17 protein-coding genes are annotated in these 15,033 nt (G+C 68.0%); 7 read left to right on the forward strand and 10 right to left on the reverse strand.

What is annotated here, in order from left to right; genetic code table 11:
• Positions 1-12 precede the first annotated feature (12 nt).
• Positions 13-606 (reverse strand): imidazoleglycerol-phosphate dehydratase HisB, encoded by a 594-nt coding sequence (gene hisB, locus K9D25_RS05770; protein ID WP_244380363.1) that lies wholly within the window; start codon positions 604-606, stop codon positions 13-15.
• Between the two features lie 145 nt (positions 607-751).
• On the opposite strand from hisB, the gene hslV reads away from it, so the two are divergent.
• The 3 genes from hslV to hslU are packed head-to-tail and all read left to right on the forward strand — an operon-like array spanning position 752 to position 3,686.
• Positions 752-1,297: an ATP-dependent protease subunit HslV gene (hslV, locus tag K9D25_RS05775; protein WP_244380367.1), complete on the forward strand. Its 546-nt coding sequence runs from the start codon at positions 752-754 to the stop codon at positions 1,295-1,297.
• Positions 1,294-2,382, forward strand: coding sequence for a hypothetical protein (locus tag K9D25_RS05780; protein WP_244380369.1), 1,089 nt, complete (start codon positions 1,294-1,296; stop codon positions 2,380-2,382). The genes hslV and K9D25_RS05780 overlap by 4 nt, the downstream gene beginning before the upstream one ends.
• Entirely contained in the window at positions 2,379-3,686 is a 1,308-nt protein-coding gene (gene hslU, locus K9D25_RS05785) for an ATP-dependent protease ATPase subunit HslU (RefSeq protein ID WP_244380371.1), read from the forward strand. The genes K9D25_RS05780 and hslU overlap by 4 nt, the downstream gene beginning before the upstream one ends.
• A gap of 175 nt (positions 3,687-3,861) precedes the next feature.
• Here the strand turns inward: hslU and K9D25_RS05790 are convergent, their stop codons facing one another.
• From K9D25_RS05790 to K9D25_RS05805, 4 genes are read right to left on the reverse strand one after another with little or no spacing between them, the layout of a single operon-like run.
• The gene (locus K9D25_RS05790; protein ID WP_244380373.1) at positions 3,862-4,227 is read right to left on the reverse strand and encodes a helix-turn-helix domain-containing protein; all 366 of its coding nucleotides are present in this window, start codon (positions 4,225-4,227) and stop codon (positions 3,862-3,864) included.
• Positions 4,224-4,829: a Smr/MutS family protein gene (locus K9D25_RS05795; RefSeq protein ID WP_244380375.1), complete on the reverse strand. Its 606-nt coding sequence runs from the start codon at positions 4,827-4,829 to the stop codon at positions 4,224-4,226. Before K9D25_RS05795 ends, K9D25_RS05790 begins: the two co-directional genes overlap by 4 nt.
• On the reverse strand, positions 4,829-6,088 hold the full coding sequence (gene mltA / locus K9D25_RS05800) for a murein transglycosylase A (protein WP_244449933.1): 1,260 nt from the start codon (positions 6,086-6,088) through the stop codon (positions 4,829-4,831). Before mltA ends, K9D25_RS05795 begins: the two co-directional genes overlap by 1 nt.
• Before the next feature lie 12 nt (positions 6,089-6,100).
• Entirely contained in the window at positions 6,101-6,829 is a 729-nt protein-coding gene (locus K9D25_RS05805) for a Tim44/TimA family putative adaptor protein (RefSeq protein WP_244449934.1), read from the reverse strand.
• A gap of 415 nt (positions 6,830-7,244) precedes the next feature.
• Between K9D25_RS05805 and secB the strand changes: the two genes are divergently transcribed.
• Positions 7,245-7,709 (forward strand): protein-export chaperone SecB, encoded by a 465-nt coding sequence (gene secB / locus K9D25_RS05810; protein WP_244449935.1) that lies wholly within the window; start codon positions 7,245-7,247, stop codon positions 7,707-7,709.
• 43 nt (positions 7,710-7,752) lie between these two features.
• On the opposite strand, the gene dnaQ is transcribed toward secB, so the two are convergent.
• Genes dnaQ through K9D25_RS05835 form a run of 5 tightly spaced genes read right to left on the reverse strand, consistent with a single transcriptional unit; the run spans position 7,753 to position 11,443 of the window.
• Positions 7,753-8,454 (reverse strand): DNA polymerase III subunit epsilon, encoded by a 702-nt coding sequence (gene dnaQ, locus K9D25_RS05815; protein ID WP_244449936.1) that lies wholly within the window; start codon positions 8,452-8,454, stop codon positions 7,753-7,755.
• A complete protein-coding gene (gene coaE / locus K9D25_RS05820; RefSeq protein WP_279613795.1) occupies positions 8,447-9,079 on the reverse strand; it encodes a dephospho-CoA kinase in 633 nt (210 codons plus the stop codon). Before coaE ends, dnaQ begins: the two co-directional genes overlap by 8 nt.
• Positions 9,080-9,109: 30 nt before the next feature.
• Positions 9,110-9,955, reverse strand: a complete 846-nt coding sequence (locus K9D25_RS05825) for a shikimate dehydrogenase (protein ID WP_244449937.1) — start codon at positions 9,953-9,955, stop codon at positions 9,110-9,112.
• Complete coding sequence (locus tag K9D25_RS05830; RefSeq protein WP_244449938.1) at positions 9,952-10,584, reverse strand: Maf family protein; 633 nt, start codon at positions 10,582-10,584, stop codon at positions 9,952-9,954. The genes K9D25_RS05825 and K9D25_RS05830 overlap by 4 nt, the downstream gene beginning before the upstream one ends.
• Positions 10,577-11,443, reverse strand: a complete 867-nt coding sequence (locus K9D25_RS05835) for a pyruvate, water dikinase regulatory protein (RefSeq protein WP_244449939.1) — start codon at positions 11,441-11,443, stop codon at positions 10,577-10,579. The genes K9D25_RS05830 and K9D25_RS05835 overlap by 8 nt, the downstream gene beginning before the upstream one ends.
• A 341-nt stretch (positions 11,444-11,784) precedes the next feature.
• Here K9D25_RS05835 and hemE point away from each other — a divergent pair, with 341 nt between their 5' ends.
• From hemE to rho, 3 genes are all read left to right on the forward strand, one after another.
• The gene (gene hemE / locus K9D25_RS05840; RefSeq protein ID WP_244449940.1) at positions 11,785-12,846 is read left to right on the forward strand and encodes a uroporphyrinogen decarboxylase; all 1,062 of its coding nucleotides are present in this window, start codon (positions 11,785-11,787) and stop codon (positions 12,844-12,846) included.
• 106 nt (positions 12,847-12,952) lie between these two features.
• Positions 12,953-13,378, forward strand: coding sequence for a protoporphyrinogen oxidase HemJ (gene hemJ, locus K9D25_RS05845; protein ID WP_244449941.1), 426 nt, complete (start codon positions 12,953-12,955; stop codon positions 13,376-13,378).
• A 242-nt stretch (positions 13,379-13,620) separates the two neighbouring features.
• A complete protein-coding gene (gene rho, locus K9D25_RS05850; RefSeq protein ID WP_244449942.1) occupies positions 13,621-14,886 on the forward strand; it encodes a transcription termination factor Rho in 1,266 nt (421 codons plus the stop codon).
• The last annotated feature ends 147 nt before the right edge of the window (positions 14,887-15,033 follow it).

Consider the following 15,033-nt stretch of genomic DNA (forward strand, 5'->3'; position numbering starts at 1 on the left):
GTTCCTGCCCTGTCAGCCGCCAAGGCTGCCCTTGGTGGAGGGGATTTCCCCCGCCGCCGCCGGATCAATGGCCACCGCCGCGCGCAGCGCGCGGGCCAGACCCTTGAAGCAGCTCTCCGCTATATGGTGCGCGTTGGCGCCATAGAGAGTCTCCACATGCAGGGTCAGCCCGGCATTGATGGCGAAGGCCTGGAAGAATTCGCGCACCAGCTCGGTGTCGAACTCCCCGATCTTCGCCACCGCGAACTCGGTGCGGAATACCAAGAACGGCCGGCCGGAAATGTCGAGCGCGACGCGGGTCAGCGTCTCGTCCATCGGCAGGTGAAGGCTGGCATAGCGGGTGACGCCGCGCATGTCGCCCAGCGCCGCCTTCACCGCCTGGCCGAGCGCGATGCCGACATCCTCCACCGTGTGGTGGAAGTCGATGTGCAGGTCGCCCTTCGCCTCGATCTCCATGTCGATGCGCGAATGGCGGGCCAGAAGGTCCAGCATGTGGTCGAAAAAGCCCACCCCGGTCGCGACCATCGCCTTCCCCGTGCCGTCGAGATCGACGGAGAGGCGGATCTGCGTTTCCTTGGTGGCGCGGGTGATGCTGGCCGTGCGCATGGCAAAGGGCTCCCGGAAAGAGCGCGCCTCTTAGCAGCTATGCGGTTGCTATGCCATATGCACGCATGACAGCGGCGCCTGCGCGCGCGGCGAGTTGCGCCCGCGCAGCGAGGCCTTAAGTAAGGGACCTCTACCGGAGCCCTTCATGACCCATTCCCCCGACACGATCTACGGCACCACCATCGTCTCCGTCCGCGCCGACGGGCGCGTCGCCATTGGCGGCGACGGGCAGGTGACGCTCGGCAACACGGTGATGAAGTCGAACGCGCGCAAGGTGCGCCGGCTGGGCAAGGGCGACGTGATTGGCGGCTTCGCCGGCGCCACGGCGGACGCCTTCACCCTATTCGAGCGGCTGGAAGCCAAGCTGGAACAGTATCCCGGCCAGCTGCAGCGCGCCTGTGTCGAGCTCGCCAAGGACTGGCGCACCGACCGCTATCTGCGCCGGCTGGAGGCGATGATGATCGTCGCCGACGCCAACGTCACGCTGGTGCTCACCGGCACCGGCGACGTGCTGGAGCCGGAAAACGGCATCGCCGCCATCGGCTCGGGCGGCGGCTTCGCGCTGGCAGCGGCCCGCGCGCTCGCCGACAGTGGCAAGGACGCCGAGACTATCGTCCGCAAGAGCCTCGCCATCGCCGCCGATATCTGCATCTACACCAACCATAATGTGGTGGTGGAGACGATCGGGTGACGATCTCCGACGCCACCGTCCGCATCGCGACCGAGCGCGGCATCCTCTCGCCGGAGCAGGCCGAGCGCTTGCGTGCGCTGGAGGCGGAACTGGCGCCGAGCACCGCCGCCGCCCTCCCGCCGCCGGAGGATGACGAGCGACTGCGCCTCGTCACCGGCTTCGGCGACATCTTCGTCACCATCGGCCTCGCGCTGTTCCTCGGCGCGCTGGGCTATTTCAGCGCGGCGCTCGGCCCCGCCGGCATGTGGGCCGCGATCGCCGCGGCCAGCTGGCTGCTGGCGGAATTCTTCACCCGCGTACAGCGCATGGCGCTGCCCAGCATCGTGCTGCTGGTGGTGTTCTGCGCCTCGGTGTTCGTGGCGGCGTCGGCCGCGCTGGGCAGCACCGTGCCTCTGTTTCCGAGCGTCCTGTCGCTGAGCGAGCAACCCGTGACCCTGGCGCTCGCCGGCCTGGCGACGCTGGCGGCGGCAACGCTGCATTACTGGCGCTTCCGGGTGCCGATCACCATCGCCGCGGGCGCGGCGGCACTGGTCGCGATCGTGGTCGGCCTGGTTGCGGCCGTGGCGCCCGGCGGCATCGAGGCCGCGATCAATCCGGTGCTCATGCTTTGCGGGCTCGGCGTCTTCGCCCTCGCCATGCGTTTCGACATCAGCGATCCCCAGCGGCTCACCCGGCGCACCGACATCGCTTTCTGGCTGCATTTGCTGGCGGCGCCGCTGATCGTGCATCCGCTCATCCACGGCTTCATCTGGCCGGACGGCACGCCCGGAGAGGCCAGCGCGCTGCCGGTGCTGGCGGTGTTCGCCATGCTCGGCGTGGTCGCGGTGCTGATCGACCGCCGCGCGCTGCTGGTCTCCGGCCTCGCCTATGCCGGCTTCGCCTTCGCCTCGCTCATCGAGGTCAGCGGCTTTGCCGACAGCTCGACGCCGCTGAGCCTCTTGGTGCTCGGCGCCCTGATCCTCCTGCTGAGCGCGCTCTGGCACCCGCTGCGCCGGGGCGTGCTCGCGCTCCTCCCGACCCGCCTGGCGCAGCGCCTGCCCCACCCCCCTGTTTCTCTCTCGACGCGGAACGCCTCATCGTCATGACCAGCTTCTCGCCCCGCGAAATCGTCTCCGAGCTCGACCGCTACATTGTCGGCCAGCACAAGGCCAAGCGCGCGGTCGCCATCGCCCTGCGCAACCGCTGGCGCCGCCAGCAGCTGGAAGGGCAGCTGCGCGAGGAAGTGCTGCCGAAGAACATCCTGATGATCGGCCCCACCGGCGTCGGCAAGACGGAAATCTCCCGCCGCCTCGCCAAGCTGGCCGGCGCGCCCTTCCTCAAGGTGGAGGCGACCAAATTCACCGAGGTCGGCTATGTCGGCCGGGATGTCGAACAGATCATCCGCGACCTCGTCGAGATCGGCATCGGCCTGGTGCGCGAGGTGCGCCGCAAGGGCGTCGAGGCCAAGGCGCATCTCGCCGCCGAGGAGCGGGTGCTCGACGCGCTGGTCGGCGCCACCGCCTCGTCAGGCACGCGGGAGAGCTTCCGCAAGAAGCTGCGCGACGGGCTGATGGACGACAAGGAAATCGAGATCGAGATCGCCTCGGGCAATCAGGGCATGCCGATGTTCGAGATTCCCGGCATGCCCGGCGCGCAGATGGGCGCGGTCTCCATTGGCGACATGCTGGGCAAGGCGTTCGGCGGCCGCTCCAAGCCGCGCCGGGTGACGGTGAAGGACGCCCATCCGCTGCTGCTCTCGGAAGAAGCCGACAAGCTGATCGACCAGGACGCCATCGTGCAGGAAGCCATCCGCTCGGTGGAGGAGAACGGCATCGTCTTCCTCGACGAGATCGACAAGATCGCCGGCTCTGAGCGGCGCGGCGGCGCCGATGTCTCGCGCGAGGGCGTGCAGCGCGACCTGCTGCCGCTGATCGAGGGCACCACCGTCTCCACCAAGCACGGGGCGGTGAAGACCGACCACATCCTGTTCATTGCCTCCGGCGCCTTCCACGTCTCCAAGCCGTCGGACCTGCTGCCCGAGCTTCAGGGCCGGCTGCCGATCCGGGTCGAGCTGGAAGCCCTCACCCGCGAGGATTTCACCCGCATCCTCACCGAGACCGAGGCGAGCCTCGTCAAGCAGTCGGTGGCGCTGATGGGCACGGAAGGGGTGGAACTCATCATCACCGAGGACGCGGTGGCCGCCATTGCCGACATCGCCGTGCAGGTGAACGCCAGCGTTGAGAATATCGGCGCCCGGCGGCTGCAGACGGTGATCGAGCGGGTGCTGGACGACCTGTCCTTCACCGCGCCGGATCGCGCCGGCGACCGAGTGGTGGTGGATGCCGACTATGTCCGCTCCCGCGTCGCCGACCTCGCCGGCAACACGGATCTGAGTCGCTACATCCTCTGATTCGGCGCCGGAACGAGCGCTGAGCCGACTCACCGTTTCACGTGAAACGGGGGCTCCCCTTTCGTAAGTCATCCCGGACGGGCGCAGCCCGATCCGGGATCGCTCTCTTTCGCTGACGATCCCGGCTCTGCGGCTTCGCCTTCGGCTGGGATGACCGACGGCGGCGGTGTTCGCGCTACCCCGGCCGCCCCAGGATCTTGAGCCGGCCAAGCAGTTCCGCCACCGCTTCCGGCGGCAGGGTGGCGATCTCGCGGGCGAGGAGATTGGCCAGTTCCGTCGCCTCGGGCGAGAGGCCTGATGTGTCCACCACCACGCGCGGGTCGGAAAGCTCCGCCAGCGCCTGCAGCGCCTCTGCCTCGTCCCAGATCACGTTGAAATAGGCGATGATGCGCTGGAGCATCAGCCAGGTCGGCTGGCCGCGCTTGCCATGTTCCAGGGCGGAGAGATAGGCGGCGGAAACGCCGATCGCCTCGGCCATCTGGCTCAGCGTCACCCCGCGCTCGGCGCGCAGTTCGCGCAAACGGCGGCCGAAGGGGGTCACAGCCGGCCTCCGCGCAGGCGCCGCACCCGCACATAGAGCGCGCCTTCCCCGCCATGGCCACGCCCGGCGGTCTCGAAGCCGAGCACGATGGTGCGCAGCTCCGGCGCGCCGAGCCATTGCGGCACCAGCCGGCGCAGCACCCCGCGCCCGCCTTCGCCGGCCAGCATGCTCATCGCCTCGCCCTTGCCGGTAATCACCAGCACCAGCCCGTGACCCTCGCCCTGCGCCGCGCGCAGAAAGCCGATCAGCCTTCCATGCGCGGCGGCCTGGGTCATGCCGTGCAGGTCAAGCCGCGCATCCACCTCCGCCCCGCGCGACAGCCGGCGCCGCAGCTTCGGCTCCAGCGGAGCGAGCGGCGGCGGGGCGGGTGGCTTCGGTGGCGCCTTGGGGGCGGCGGGCACGGCCTTGGCTGGCTTGGCGACCGTCGGGGCGGCCTCGGGCGGCGCTTCGACCACGCCGCCGGCCTCGGCCTTGGCGAGGGCGGCGCGCTTCACCGGGCGGATCGGCTTGATGGAGCGGGTCACATGCTCCCACAGCGCCTTTTCCTCGGCGTCGAGCGGCCGCCGCCGGCGGGTACGCCCGGCTGAATCGCTGCCCGCCATCACGGCGTCTCCGACAGCGCAGCGGGGATCGCGGGACGGGGCCTCGGCAGCGGCACGCGGGCGCGGGCGGGATCGAGCGCGCGCGGCAGCAGCAGCACGAAGCGGCCGGGATGCTGCACCCGGCCAGCGATGGTCCCCGCCTCCGGCCCCGCGCCGAAGAAGATGTCGCCGCGCGCCGGGCCGATAATGGCTGATCCGGTGTCCTGCGCGATCATCAGCCGCTCGAAGGGCTCGGGCGCACCGTCCGGCCCGGTCGGCAGCTCCGCGTCGAGGAAAATGGGCGTGCCGTAGACATGGATCGCCTTGTCGACGGCGAGCGAGCGCCCGGCGGTCAGCGGCAGGCCTTGCGCGCCCACCGCGCCGTCCTCGGCGGTGAGTTCATGGGCGACGCGGAAAAAGACATAGGAACGGTTCTGCCGCATCAGCTCGCGCCCTTCGTCGGGATGGGCGGCGATATAGCCACGAATGGCGTCCATCGACATCTTTTCGCGCGGCACCAGCCCGCGTTCGATCAGCAGCCGGCCGATCGGCGTATAGGGCTGGCCGTTATGGCCATCGTAATTGAGCCGCAGCACCTCGCCATCGGGCAGGCGCACCCGCACCGATCCCTGAATATGGGCGAAGAAGGCGTCGGCGGGATCGCGGATCCACGCCACCACCTCGGCCTGGTCGCCCAGCGCGCCGTCCTCGATGGCCGCGCGGTCGAAATAGGGCAGGCGCTGGCCATCCACCTCGCGAAAGGCGCCGCTCTTGTTGGTCGGCGGCCCGCCGCCCGGCAGGGTTTCGATGATGAGGTCGCGCGGCCGGGCATAGAGTGGCGTGGCGAAAACGTCGGAACGGGTGCGCGACCCCTCCACTTCCGGCTCGTAATAGCCGGTGAGGAAGCCGTCCGGCTTGTCCAGCGCGGTGATGATGTAGGGGCGGAATTCGCGCTCGAAGAATTTTCGCGCCGCCGCCTCGCCCACCTGCTTCGGCAGCCGCGCCGCACGGGCGCAGATCGGGCGCAAGGCGGTGAAGACGGGGCGGGGCGGATTTACGAGGTCCGGCTTGCGGGCAAGCGCCGTGCAGCTGCAGCGGAAGGTGGCGAGCGCCTTCACATGGTCATCGCCGGCCCAGCCGGGCAGGTCGTTGAAACGGGTCGGCTCCAGCACCGCCTGCGGAAACAGCGGGGCCGGGGCGGCCTGCGCGCCGTTGCCCCCGCCGGCGAGGGCGCCGGTCAGAACGAGGAGAAGGGCCGGGAGGATGAGAGGCGTGCGCACCCCGTCATCTTCTCACGAAGCCGCTTCGGTGGCGACCAGCTTCCAGTTGGGGTCGCGGGCGCCAAGTTCGCGCGCGAAGGTCCACACATCGGTCACGTCGGCGACCTGTTCGGGATCGCCGTCCACCACGCCGCCATTGCGGTCGCGGGTGACGGAGATCAGCTGCGAGAGGAAGCGCACGGTGATCTGCGCGCTGCGTCCGCGCGCCTCGGCCTCGATGATGTCCGCCTTCTCGATGCCGACGAACTGCGTCTCCATCTTCTCGCCGCGCTGCTCGCGCTCGGCGATGGCGGCGCTGAAACCGTCGAACACGTCGCGCGCCAGCAGGTCCTTCAGGCTGGCGCGGTCGCCATTGGCGAAGGCGACGATGATCATCTCATAGGCCGCGCGGGCGCCGGTGAGGAAGTGCTTGGCGTCGAACTCGCGCTCCTGCGCGGCGATGGCGTCGAGCCCATTGGCCACGGCCGAGCCGACCTCGGCGATGCCGGCCCAGCGCGCGGGGGCGGGCTCGGCGTCTTCCACCGGTTCCACCGGCGCGGGCACGGCCGGTTTGTCGGTGGCGGTGCCGGGGAAATTCACCACCTTGTCGGAGGCGCCCACCGGGGCCTTGGCGGCATCGCGGCGCGAATAGGGATCGTAAGGCGGCCGCTCCCGCCCCGTCCGCTGCCCCAGCACGCTCCGCAGCCGTATGAAGATGAACACGGCGAGGGCCAGGAAGATGATCGTATAAATATCGAACACGTCGCAGTTCGCCGCTGTTGGCCCCGCCGGAGCCGTTCCGGCGCGGGACTGTGCCTCATGTGGTGTCCGCGCGGCGCCTTCCAAGGACGGGCCGGCCGGTTGACATGACCTATTTACGACGTCTGGCCGATTTCGCCACCCCGTCCCTGCCGCAGGGTCATCACTTCGGCGGAGCAGCGGGGCGATAGCCTGACATCGCGGCCACAGTAGAGCACAGCCGCCGCGTCCGCCAAGCGCCGCGCGTGCCCACAGCTGCGCGAGGCCGCGCAAAGCGTGCCGCGCGCTTGTGAGCCGCACCCAACCGTGTTAGCGACACCCGCCCTTTGCAAGACCGGCTGAGGCGGAACGACCGACCCAGCGGCACCATCGCCGGCGCCCCCGAGGGCGGATGCCGGCGAACCCCACGGAGAAACCTATGGCTGAGACCGACAACGCCCAGATGCCGACGCTTCAGGTGCTGACGCAGTACACGAAAGACCTGTCCTTCGAGAATCCGGGCGCGCCGGAATCGCTGGTCGTCAAGGGCCAGCCGCAGATCGGCATCCAGATCAATGTCGGCGCCAAGCCGATGCGCGAAGGCTCGGAATATGAAGTCGAGCTGAAGGTGGAGGCCAAGGCCGAGCTGAACGGCAAGACGCTGTTCGCGCTGGAGCTGGTCTATGCCGGCATCTTCCGCGCCCAGAACGTGGCGCAGGAGACCATCCACCCCTTCATCCTCATCGAATGCCCGCGCATGCTGTTCCCCTTCGCGCGGCAGATCGTCGCCGACACGGTGCGCAATGGCGGCTTCCCGCCGCTGATGATCGACCCGGTCGATTTCGTCACGCTGTATCGCCAGCGCATGGCCCAGCAGGCCCCGAGCAACGTGCTCGCTTCCTGACGCGGCTTGCCGCATCCTAAGCTTTACGACACGGCCGGCGGCGTCAGTTTCCGGCCGTGTATTCGTTCCAGATGGCGTTTTCGCCCAGCGTGGCGATGAAGGCGGCATGCGCCGCCGCCTCTTCCGCGCTTCGGCGCGGGGCCAGCGGGCGCGGACGCTGCAGCGGCGTCGCCACCTGCCCCTCGATCACCACCGTGGTCGTCGTCTCCACCATGGTGAGGCTCAGCGCCGTCTGCTTGCCGCCGCACAGCTCGGCATAGACTTCCGCCAGCAATTCGGAATCGAGCAGCGCCCCGTGCTTGGTGCGGCGGGAGCTATCGATGCCGTAGCGGTTCATCAGGTCATCGAGACGATTCGACGCACCCGGATGCCGCCGCCGCGCCAGCGACAGCGTGTCGACCACGCGGTCGAAGGTCAGCGCCGGCCGCCCCACCTTCGCCAACTCCGCATTGAGGAAGCCGATATCGAAAGCGGCGTTGTGAATGACAAGCGGGTCGCCGGCGATGAAGGCGAGGAAATCGTCGACCACCTGCGCGAAGAGCGGCTTGTCGGCGAGGAATTCGGTCGAGAGGCCGTGGACGTTGAAGGCCTCCATCGGCATGTCGCGCTGCGGGTTCAGATAGACATGGTAGACCTGCCCCGTGGGGATGCGGTTGTAGATCTCCACGCAGCCGATCTCCACCAGCCGGTCGCCGGTGAGCGGGTTGAGCCCGGTGGTCTCGGTGTCGAGCACGATCTCACGCATCACCGTCTCCTTCTTCCTCTCGGCCGAGCTTCGCCCGCAGCTCGTCCAGCAGCGCCGCCACCGCCGCGCGGGCGCGGTCGAGCCCATGGCCGGTGTCGATCACATGGTCGGCCCGCCGCCGCTTCTCGCCATCCGGCACCTGCCGGGCAAGGATGGCGGCAAATTTCTCTTCCGTCATGCCCGGCCGAGCGAGAACGCGGGCGCGCTGCACCGATTCCGGCGCGCTGACCACCAGCACGGCGTCGACCCGGTTCTCGCCGCCGGTCTCGAACAGCAGCGGGATGTCGAGCACGGCGATGGGCGCGCCGGCGGTCTCGGCCGCTTCCAGAAATGCCTTCTCGCGCGCATGCACCAGCGGGTGGACGATGGCTTCCAGCCGCTTCATCGCCGCCTCGTCACCCAGCACACGGGCGCCGAGCAGGGTGCGGTCGATCCGCCCGCCCTGGGTCACGCCGGGAAAGGCGGCCTCGACCGGGGCGACGCCCTCGGCGCCGTAAATCGCATGAACGGCCGCATCGGCATCGTGCACCGGCACGCCCAGCTCGCGGAAAATCTGCGCGGTGGTGGATTTGCCCATGCCGATCGAGCCGGTGAGGCCGAGGCGGAAGGGCGGGCGAGGACTCACGCGAACGTCCCCCTCACGCGAACGGTCCCGTCACGCGAATTGTCCTTTGGCCTTGAGGTCGGCGATCGCGAGGGCGCGCAGTTCCGCCGTCACTTCCGGGCGCACGCCGAACCAGCGCTCGAAGCCCGGCACCGCCTGGTGCAGCAGCATGCCGAGCCCGTCCACCGTGGCGAGGCCGCGCGCCTTGGCGGCCCGCAGGAGCGGGGTTTCCAGCGGCACATAGACGATATCGGTCACCAGCGCGTCGGGCGACAGCGCGGAAAGGTCGATATCGAGCGGCGGCTGGCCCTTCATGCCGAGCGAGGTAGTGTTGACCAGCAGCCGGCAGCCGATCAGCCGCCCGCCAAGGTCGCGCCATTCCACCGGCAGCACGCGCGGGCCGAACTGGTCGCGCAGCCCCTGGGCCCGCGCCAGCGTGCGGTTGGCCACCACCACGCGGTCGACCCCGCGCTGCAGCAGCCCATAGACAATGGCCCGCGCCGCCCCACCGGCGCCCAGCACCACCGCTTCGCCCAGCGCCCGCGCCCATTCCGGCTCGGCGGCGTCGAGATTGGCGAGGAAACCGTGCACATCGGTGTTGGCGCCGTGGAGCGCGCCATCCTCCAGCCAGATCGTGTTCACCGCGCCGAGCGCCTCCGCCACCGGATCACGCGTCGCGCAGGCGCGGAAGGCGGCTTCCTTATGCGGCACGGTGACATTGCCGCCGACGAGGCCGGAGGTGGCGAAAGCACTGAGAAAGCCGTCGATCTCCGCCGGCGGAACGTCGCGGACGCCGTAGCTGCCGTCGATGCCGTGCTGGGCCAGCCAGTAGCCATGGATCAGCGGCGAGCGCGAATGGCTGACGGGATGGCCGATGATCGCCACATTGCGGGTCACAGCAGAAGTCCTTCGGAGCGCAGAAAGCCGAGCAGCGGCAGCAGCGGCAGCCCCAATATCACCGAATGGTCGCCCTCGACACGCTCGAACAGGTGAATGCCCAGCCCTTCCAGCTGGTAGCCGCCGACGCTGGACAGCACCGCCTCGCCCGCCGCATCGAGATAGGCCTCGATCGCCGCCTCTGTGAGCGGGCGCATCGTGAGATGCGCGCTGTCCACCGTCGCCCACAGCACCGCGCCGTCGCGTGCCACCGCCACGGCCGAATGCAGGCTATGGGTGCGCCCGGCGAGACGGGCGATCTGCGCTCTCGCCGCCGCCCGGTCCGCCGGCTTGTGCAGGGCGTCGTCGCCCAGCGCCAGCGTCTGGTCGGCACCGATGACGTGCCGGCCGGGATGCGCCGCCGCCCCCGCCAGCGCCTTGGCCCGAGCGAGGGTGAGCGCGACAGAGGCGGGATCGGCGCCATCGCGCACCGCCTCGGCCTCGATGGCGCGCTCGTCCACCTCGGCGCTCACCACCTCGAACGGCACGCGGGCGGCCTCCAGCAGCGCCCGGCGTGCGGCGCTCTTCGAGGCGAGCAGCAGCGGCGCCGTCCCGCGCCACAGAGAATTTTCAGGCACGGCGTCAGCCATTCGGGTTCTCGGTCTGCTGGCGCCGGCGCTCCTGCAGCAGGGCGATGATCGCCGCCGCCGTCTCCTCGATGGAACGGCGGGTCACGTCGATCATCGGCCAGCCATGGCGGGCGCAGAGCCGGCGGGAAAAGGCGATCTCCTCCGCCACCGCCTCGCGGTCGGTATAGGTGTCGGCCGCCTGCGCGGCGTTCAGCCCGAGCAGCCGGTTGCGGCGGATTTCCACCACCCGGTCGGCGCTGGCGAGCAGGCCGACCACCAGCGGGCGCTTGAGATCGGCGAGGCCCGGCGGCACCGGCAGGCTCGGAACCAGCGGGATATTGGCGGTCTTGATGCCGCGATTGGCGAGATAGATGCTGGTCGGCGTCTTCGACGAGCGGGAAATGCCGAGCAGCACGACATCGGCGGCTTCCAGCCCGTCCACATGCTGGCCGTCATCATGCATGACGGTGAAGTTCATCGCGTCGATGCGGCGGAAATAATCGCCGTCGAGCTGGTGCTGACCGCCGACGCGCGGCTCCGGCGCGCCGCCGAGATAGGCCTGGAACAGCTGCACGACAGGCGCCAGCACCGAAAGAACGGGCACGCCATGGTCGCGGCAATAGGTCTTCAGCCGGTTGCGCAGTTCCGGATCGGTCAGCGTGTAGAGCACGATGCCGGGAAATTCGTCGATCGCCTGCACGACCTTGTCGAGCTGCTTGTGCGAGCGCACCAGCGGATAAATGTGCTCGATCGGCTTCACGTCATATTGCGCCGCCGCCGCCCGGCCGACGCTGATCAGCGTCTCGCCGGTGGAATCCGAGACGAGATGGAGGTGGTAGTAGCTTTCCGACGGGCGGTTGGCGTCAGTCACGCCGTTCATCCACAGGCCTGTGCATAGAATGGGAACAAGCCATGCCCTTCGCCGGTTCGCAAGGGGAGGGCTGGGGACAGCGGCGGTTTTCCTCCACAGGCGAGACCCTGTGCGCTTAATCAAGGCGCCTGCGGCGAACTGCGTGGATAACCTCGCACGCGGCGCTCAAGCCCTTAAACCGGCTGAAATTTGAATTCGTCCGCGGCCGGCGCGCCCGCGCCAAGGCTGGGGGTCGGTTGTGGGCGGGGAGGAACATCTCTAATCCCCTGCTCACTACACAGACAACCTTCTATTCAAAGTGCTTAAAGAAGTATGAAGAGGCAGGGGACAAGCGGATGGAGAGCGCCGGAATGGACAGCGCCACGGCAGGGGCCAGCGTGACGAACAAGCCGATCCTGCTGCAGGCGCTGGAAGGCCATGTGCCCAGCCGCACGCCGATCTGGATGATGCGCCAGGCCGGGCGCTATCTCGCCGAGTATCGCGAGGTGCGGGCCAAGGCCGGCGATTTCCTCACTTTGTGCTACACGCCCGATTATGCCGTCGAGGTGACGTTGCAGCCGATCCGCCGCTTCGGCTTCGACGCGGCGATCCTGTTCTCCGACATTCTCGTCGTGCCGCACGCGCTCGGCTGTCCGCTGACCTTCGAAGCCGGCGAGGGCCCGCGCCTCGTGCCGGTCACCACTGGCGCCGAACTCGCCGCCCTGCGCGAGACGCTGGACCCGGACAAGATCGACCGCGTGCTGGAAGCGGTCAGCCGCATCCGCGCCGAGCTGCCCGCCAAGACGGCGCTGCTCGGTTTCTGCGGCGCGCCGTGGACCGTGGCGACCTATATGGTTGCCGGGCGCGGCACGCCGGATCAGGCGCCGGCGCGCCTCGCCTCGCTCACCGACCCGGCCTTCTTCACCGCGCTGATCGACCTGCTGGTGGAAACCTCCGCCCGCTATCTCGTTGGCCAGCTGAAAGCCGGCGCCGATGCGGTGCAGATTTTCGACAGCTGGGCCGGGGTGCTCGATCCCGAGAGCTTCCGCCGCTGGTCGATCGATCCCATCCGCCGCATCGTCGCCGCCGTGCGGGCGGAAGTGCCTGGCGCGCGCATCATCGCCTTCCCGAAGGGCGCGACGCTGTCCGGGCTCACTGAGATGGTGCAGGCGACGGGCGTGAACGCGGTCGGTCTCGACTGGACCGCCGACCGCAAGGCGACGCGCTATGCGCTGGGTGGCAAATGCGCGCTGCAGGGCAATCTCGATCCGCTCACCCTCATCGCCGGCGGAGCGGCGCTTGATTCCGCGATTGACGGCATTCTCGCGGATTTCCACGGCGCCTCGCATGTGTTCAATCTTGGCCATGGCATCCGCCCGGAAACGCCGATCGCCCATGTCGAGCGGATGATCGCGCGGATTCGCGGCGTCTAGAGCACGTTCCGATCTGACTGCATCGCAATCAGATCGGTAAAGCGTTCTCTATCAATACTTTAGAGACTGGTTCACCGAGGCTCTAGGCGAGGATCGAAGGCGGCCCATGCTGTATGAGTGGATCAAGGTGCTGCATGTGATCGCCATCCTCTCCTGGATGGCCGGCCTGCTCTATCTGCCGCGGCTGATGGTCTATCACTGCGACGCGCCCAAGGGTTCGCCGCAGTCGGAAACCTTCAAGGTGATGGAACGGCGCCTGCTCAAGGCGATCATGAACCCGGCGATGATCGTCGCCTGGCTCGCCGGCCTCTGGCTCGCCTGGGACGGCGGCTGGTTCGCCTCGGGCTGGTTTCACGTGAAACTGGCGCTGGTGCTGGCGATGAGCGGCTTTCATGGCGCGCTGTCGCGCTGGGTGAAGGATTTCGCTGCCGACCGCAATGTCCGCCGGCCTCGCTTCTACCGCATCATGAACGAGGTGCCGACGCTGCTGATGATCGGCATCGTCATCATGGTCATCGTAAAGCCGTTTTGACGCGTTCAAAGCGTCACGCGGCGCACTTGCGCCGAATCGTGCCTTTGCCTATGGTGCGCGAACTCCACGAAGCTGGCTGTCGCTCCGTTCAGGCGGGCATCTTCCCCGATGCCGCACGGTGTGCCGGATAGGAAGCCGATCCCCTCGGCCTGGGTCCGCAGACCAGCGCTTCCCACCTTTTGTCGTTTCGGCGGGACTTCCCGGCCGGCTACGTCCACATTTAGATATCGAGGCCTTTTCCCATGGGGGAAATGAAGCTCCAGGACCTCAAGTCCAAGAACCCCGCCGAACTTCTGGTGTTCGCCGAGGAGCTTGAGGTCGAGAACGCCAGCACGCTGCGCAAGCAGGAGCTGATGTTCGCCATTCTCAAGCAGCTCGCCGCCAAGGACACCGACATTATCGGCGAGGGCGTGGTCGAGATCCTCTCCGACGGGTTCGGCTTCCTACGCTCCCCGGACGCCAATTACCTCCCCGGCCCTGACGACATTTACGTCTCGCCCAGCCAGATCCGCCGCTTCGGCCTGCGGACGGGTGACACGGTCGAAGGCCAGATCCGCTCCCCGAAGGATGGGGAGCGCTATTTCGCCCTCCTCAAGGTCAACACGATCAATTTCGAGGACCCGGACAAGATCCGGCACAAGATCAACTTCGACAACCTGACCCCGCTCTATCCCGACGAGCGGCTGAAGCTGGAAATCGAAGACCCCACCCGCAAGGATTTCTCGGCCCGCGTCATCGATGTCGTGGCGCCCATCGGCAAGGGCCAGCGCGGCCTCATCGTCGCCCCGCCGCGCACCGGCAAGACGGTGCTGCTGCAGAACATCGCCCAGTCCATCACGACAAATCATCCCGAGTGCTACCTCATCGTGCTGCTCATCGACGAGCGGCCGGAGGAAGTCACCGACATGCAGCGCTCCGTGAAGGGCGAGGTCGTGTCCTCCACCTTCGACGAGCCGGCGCAGCGCCATGTGCAGGTCGCCGAAATGGTGATCGAGAAGGCCAAGCGCCTGGTCGAGCACAAGCGCGACGTGGTGATCCTGCTGGACTCCATCACCCGTCTCGGCCGCGCCTACAACACGGTGGTGCCGTCCTCGGGCAAGGTGCTGACCGGCGGTGTCGATGCCAATGCGCTGCAGCGCCCCAAGCGCTTCTTCGGCGCGGCGCGCAACATCGAAGAGGGCGGCTCGCTCACCATCATCGCCACGGCGCTGGTTGATACCGGCTCGCGCATGGACGAAGTGATCTTCGAAGAGTTCAAGGGCACCGGCAATTCCGAGGTCATCCTCGACCGCAAGGTGTCGGACAAGCGCGTCTTCCCGGCGATCGACATCACCCGCTCGGGCACCCGCAAGGAAGAGCTGCTTGTGCCGGCCGACGTTTTGAAGAAAATGTACGTCCTGCGCCGCATTCTCAACCCGATGGGCACGGTCGACGCGATCGAGTTCCTGGTCGACAAGCTGCGCCAGACCAAGACCAATGGCGACTTCTTCGATTCCATGAATACCTAGAGTGCGATCCGATCAGATTGAATCAATCTGATCGGTAAATCGCCCTCTAACTCTAAGATAGAGAACGCGTTATCCGATCAGCTTGCGATGCAAGCTGATCGGCGCGTACTCTAAGGCGCAAAGCCGAAAGTAGACCGCGGGGAGGCG

The sequence above is a fragment of the Ancylobacter polymorphus genome, from assembly GCF_022836935.1.
GTDB classification, from domain to species: Bacteria; Pseudomonadota; Alphaproteobacteria; order Rhizobiales; family Xanthobacteraceae; genus Ancylobacter; species Ancylobacter polymorphus_A.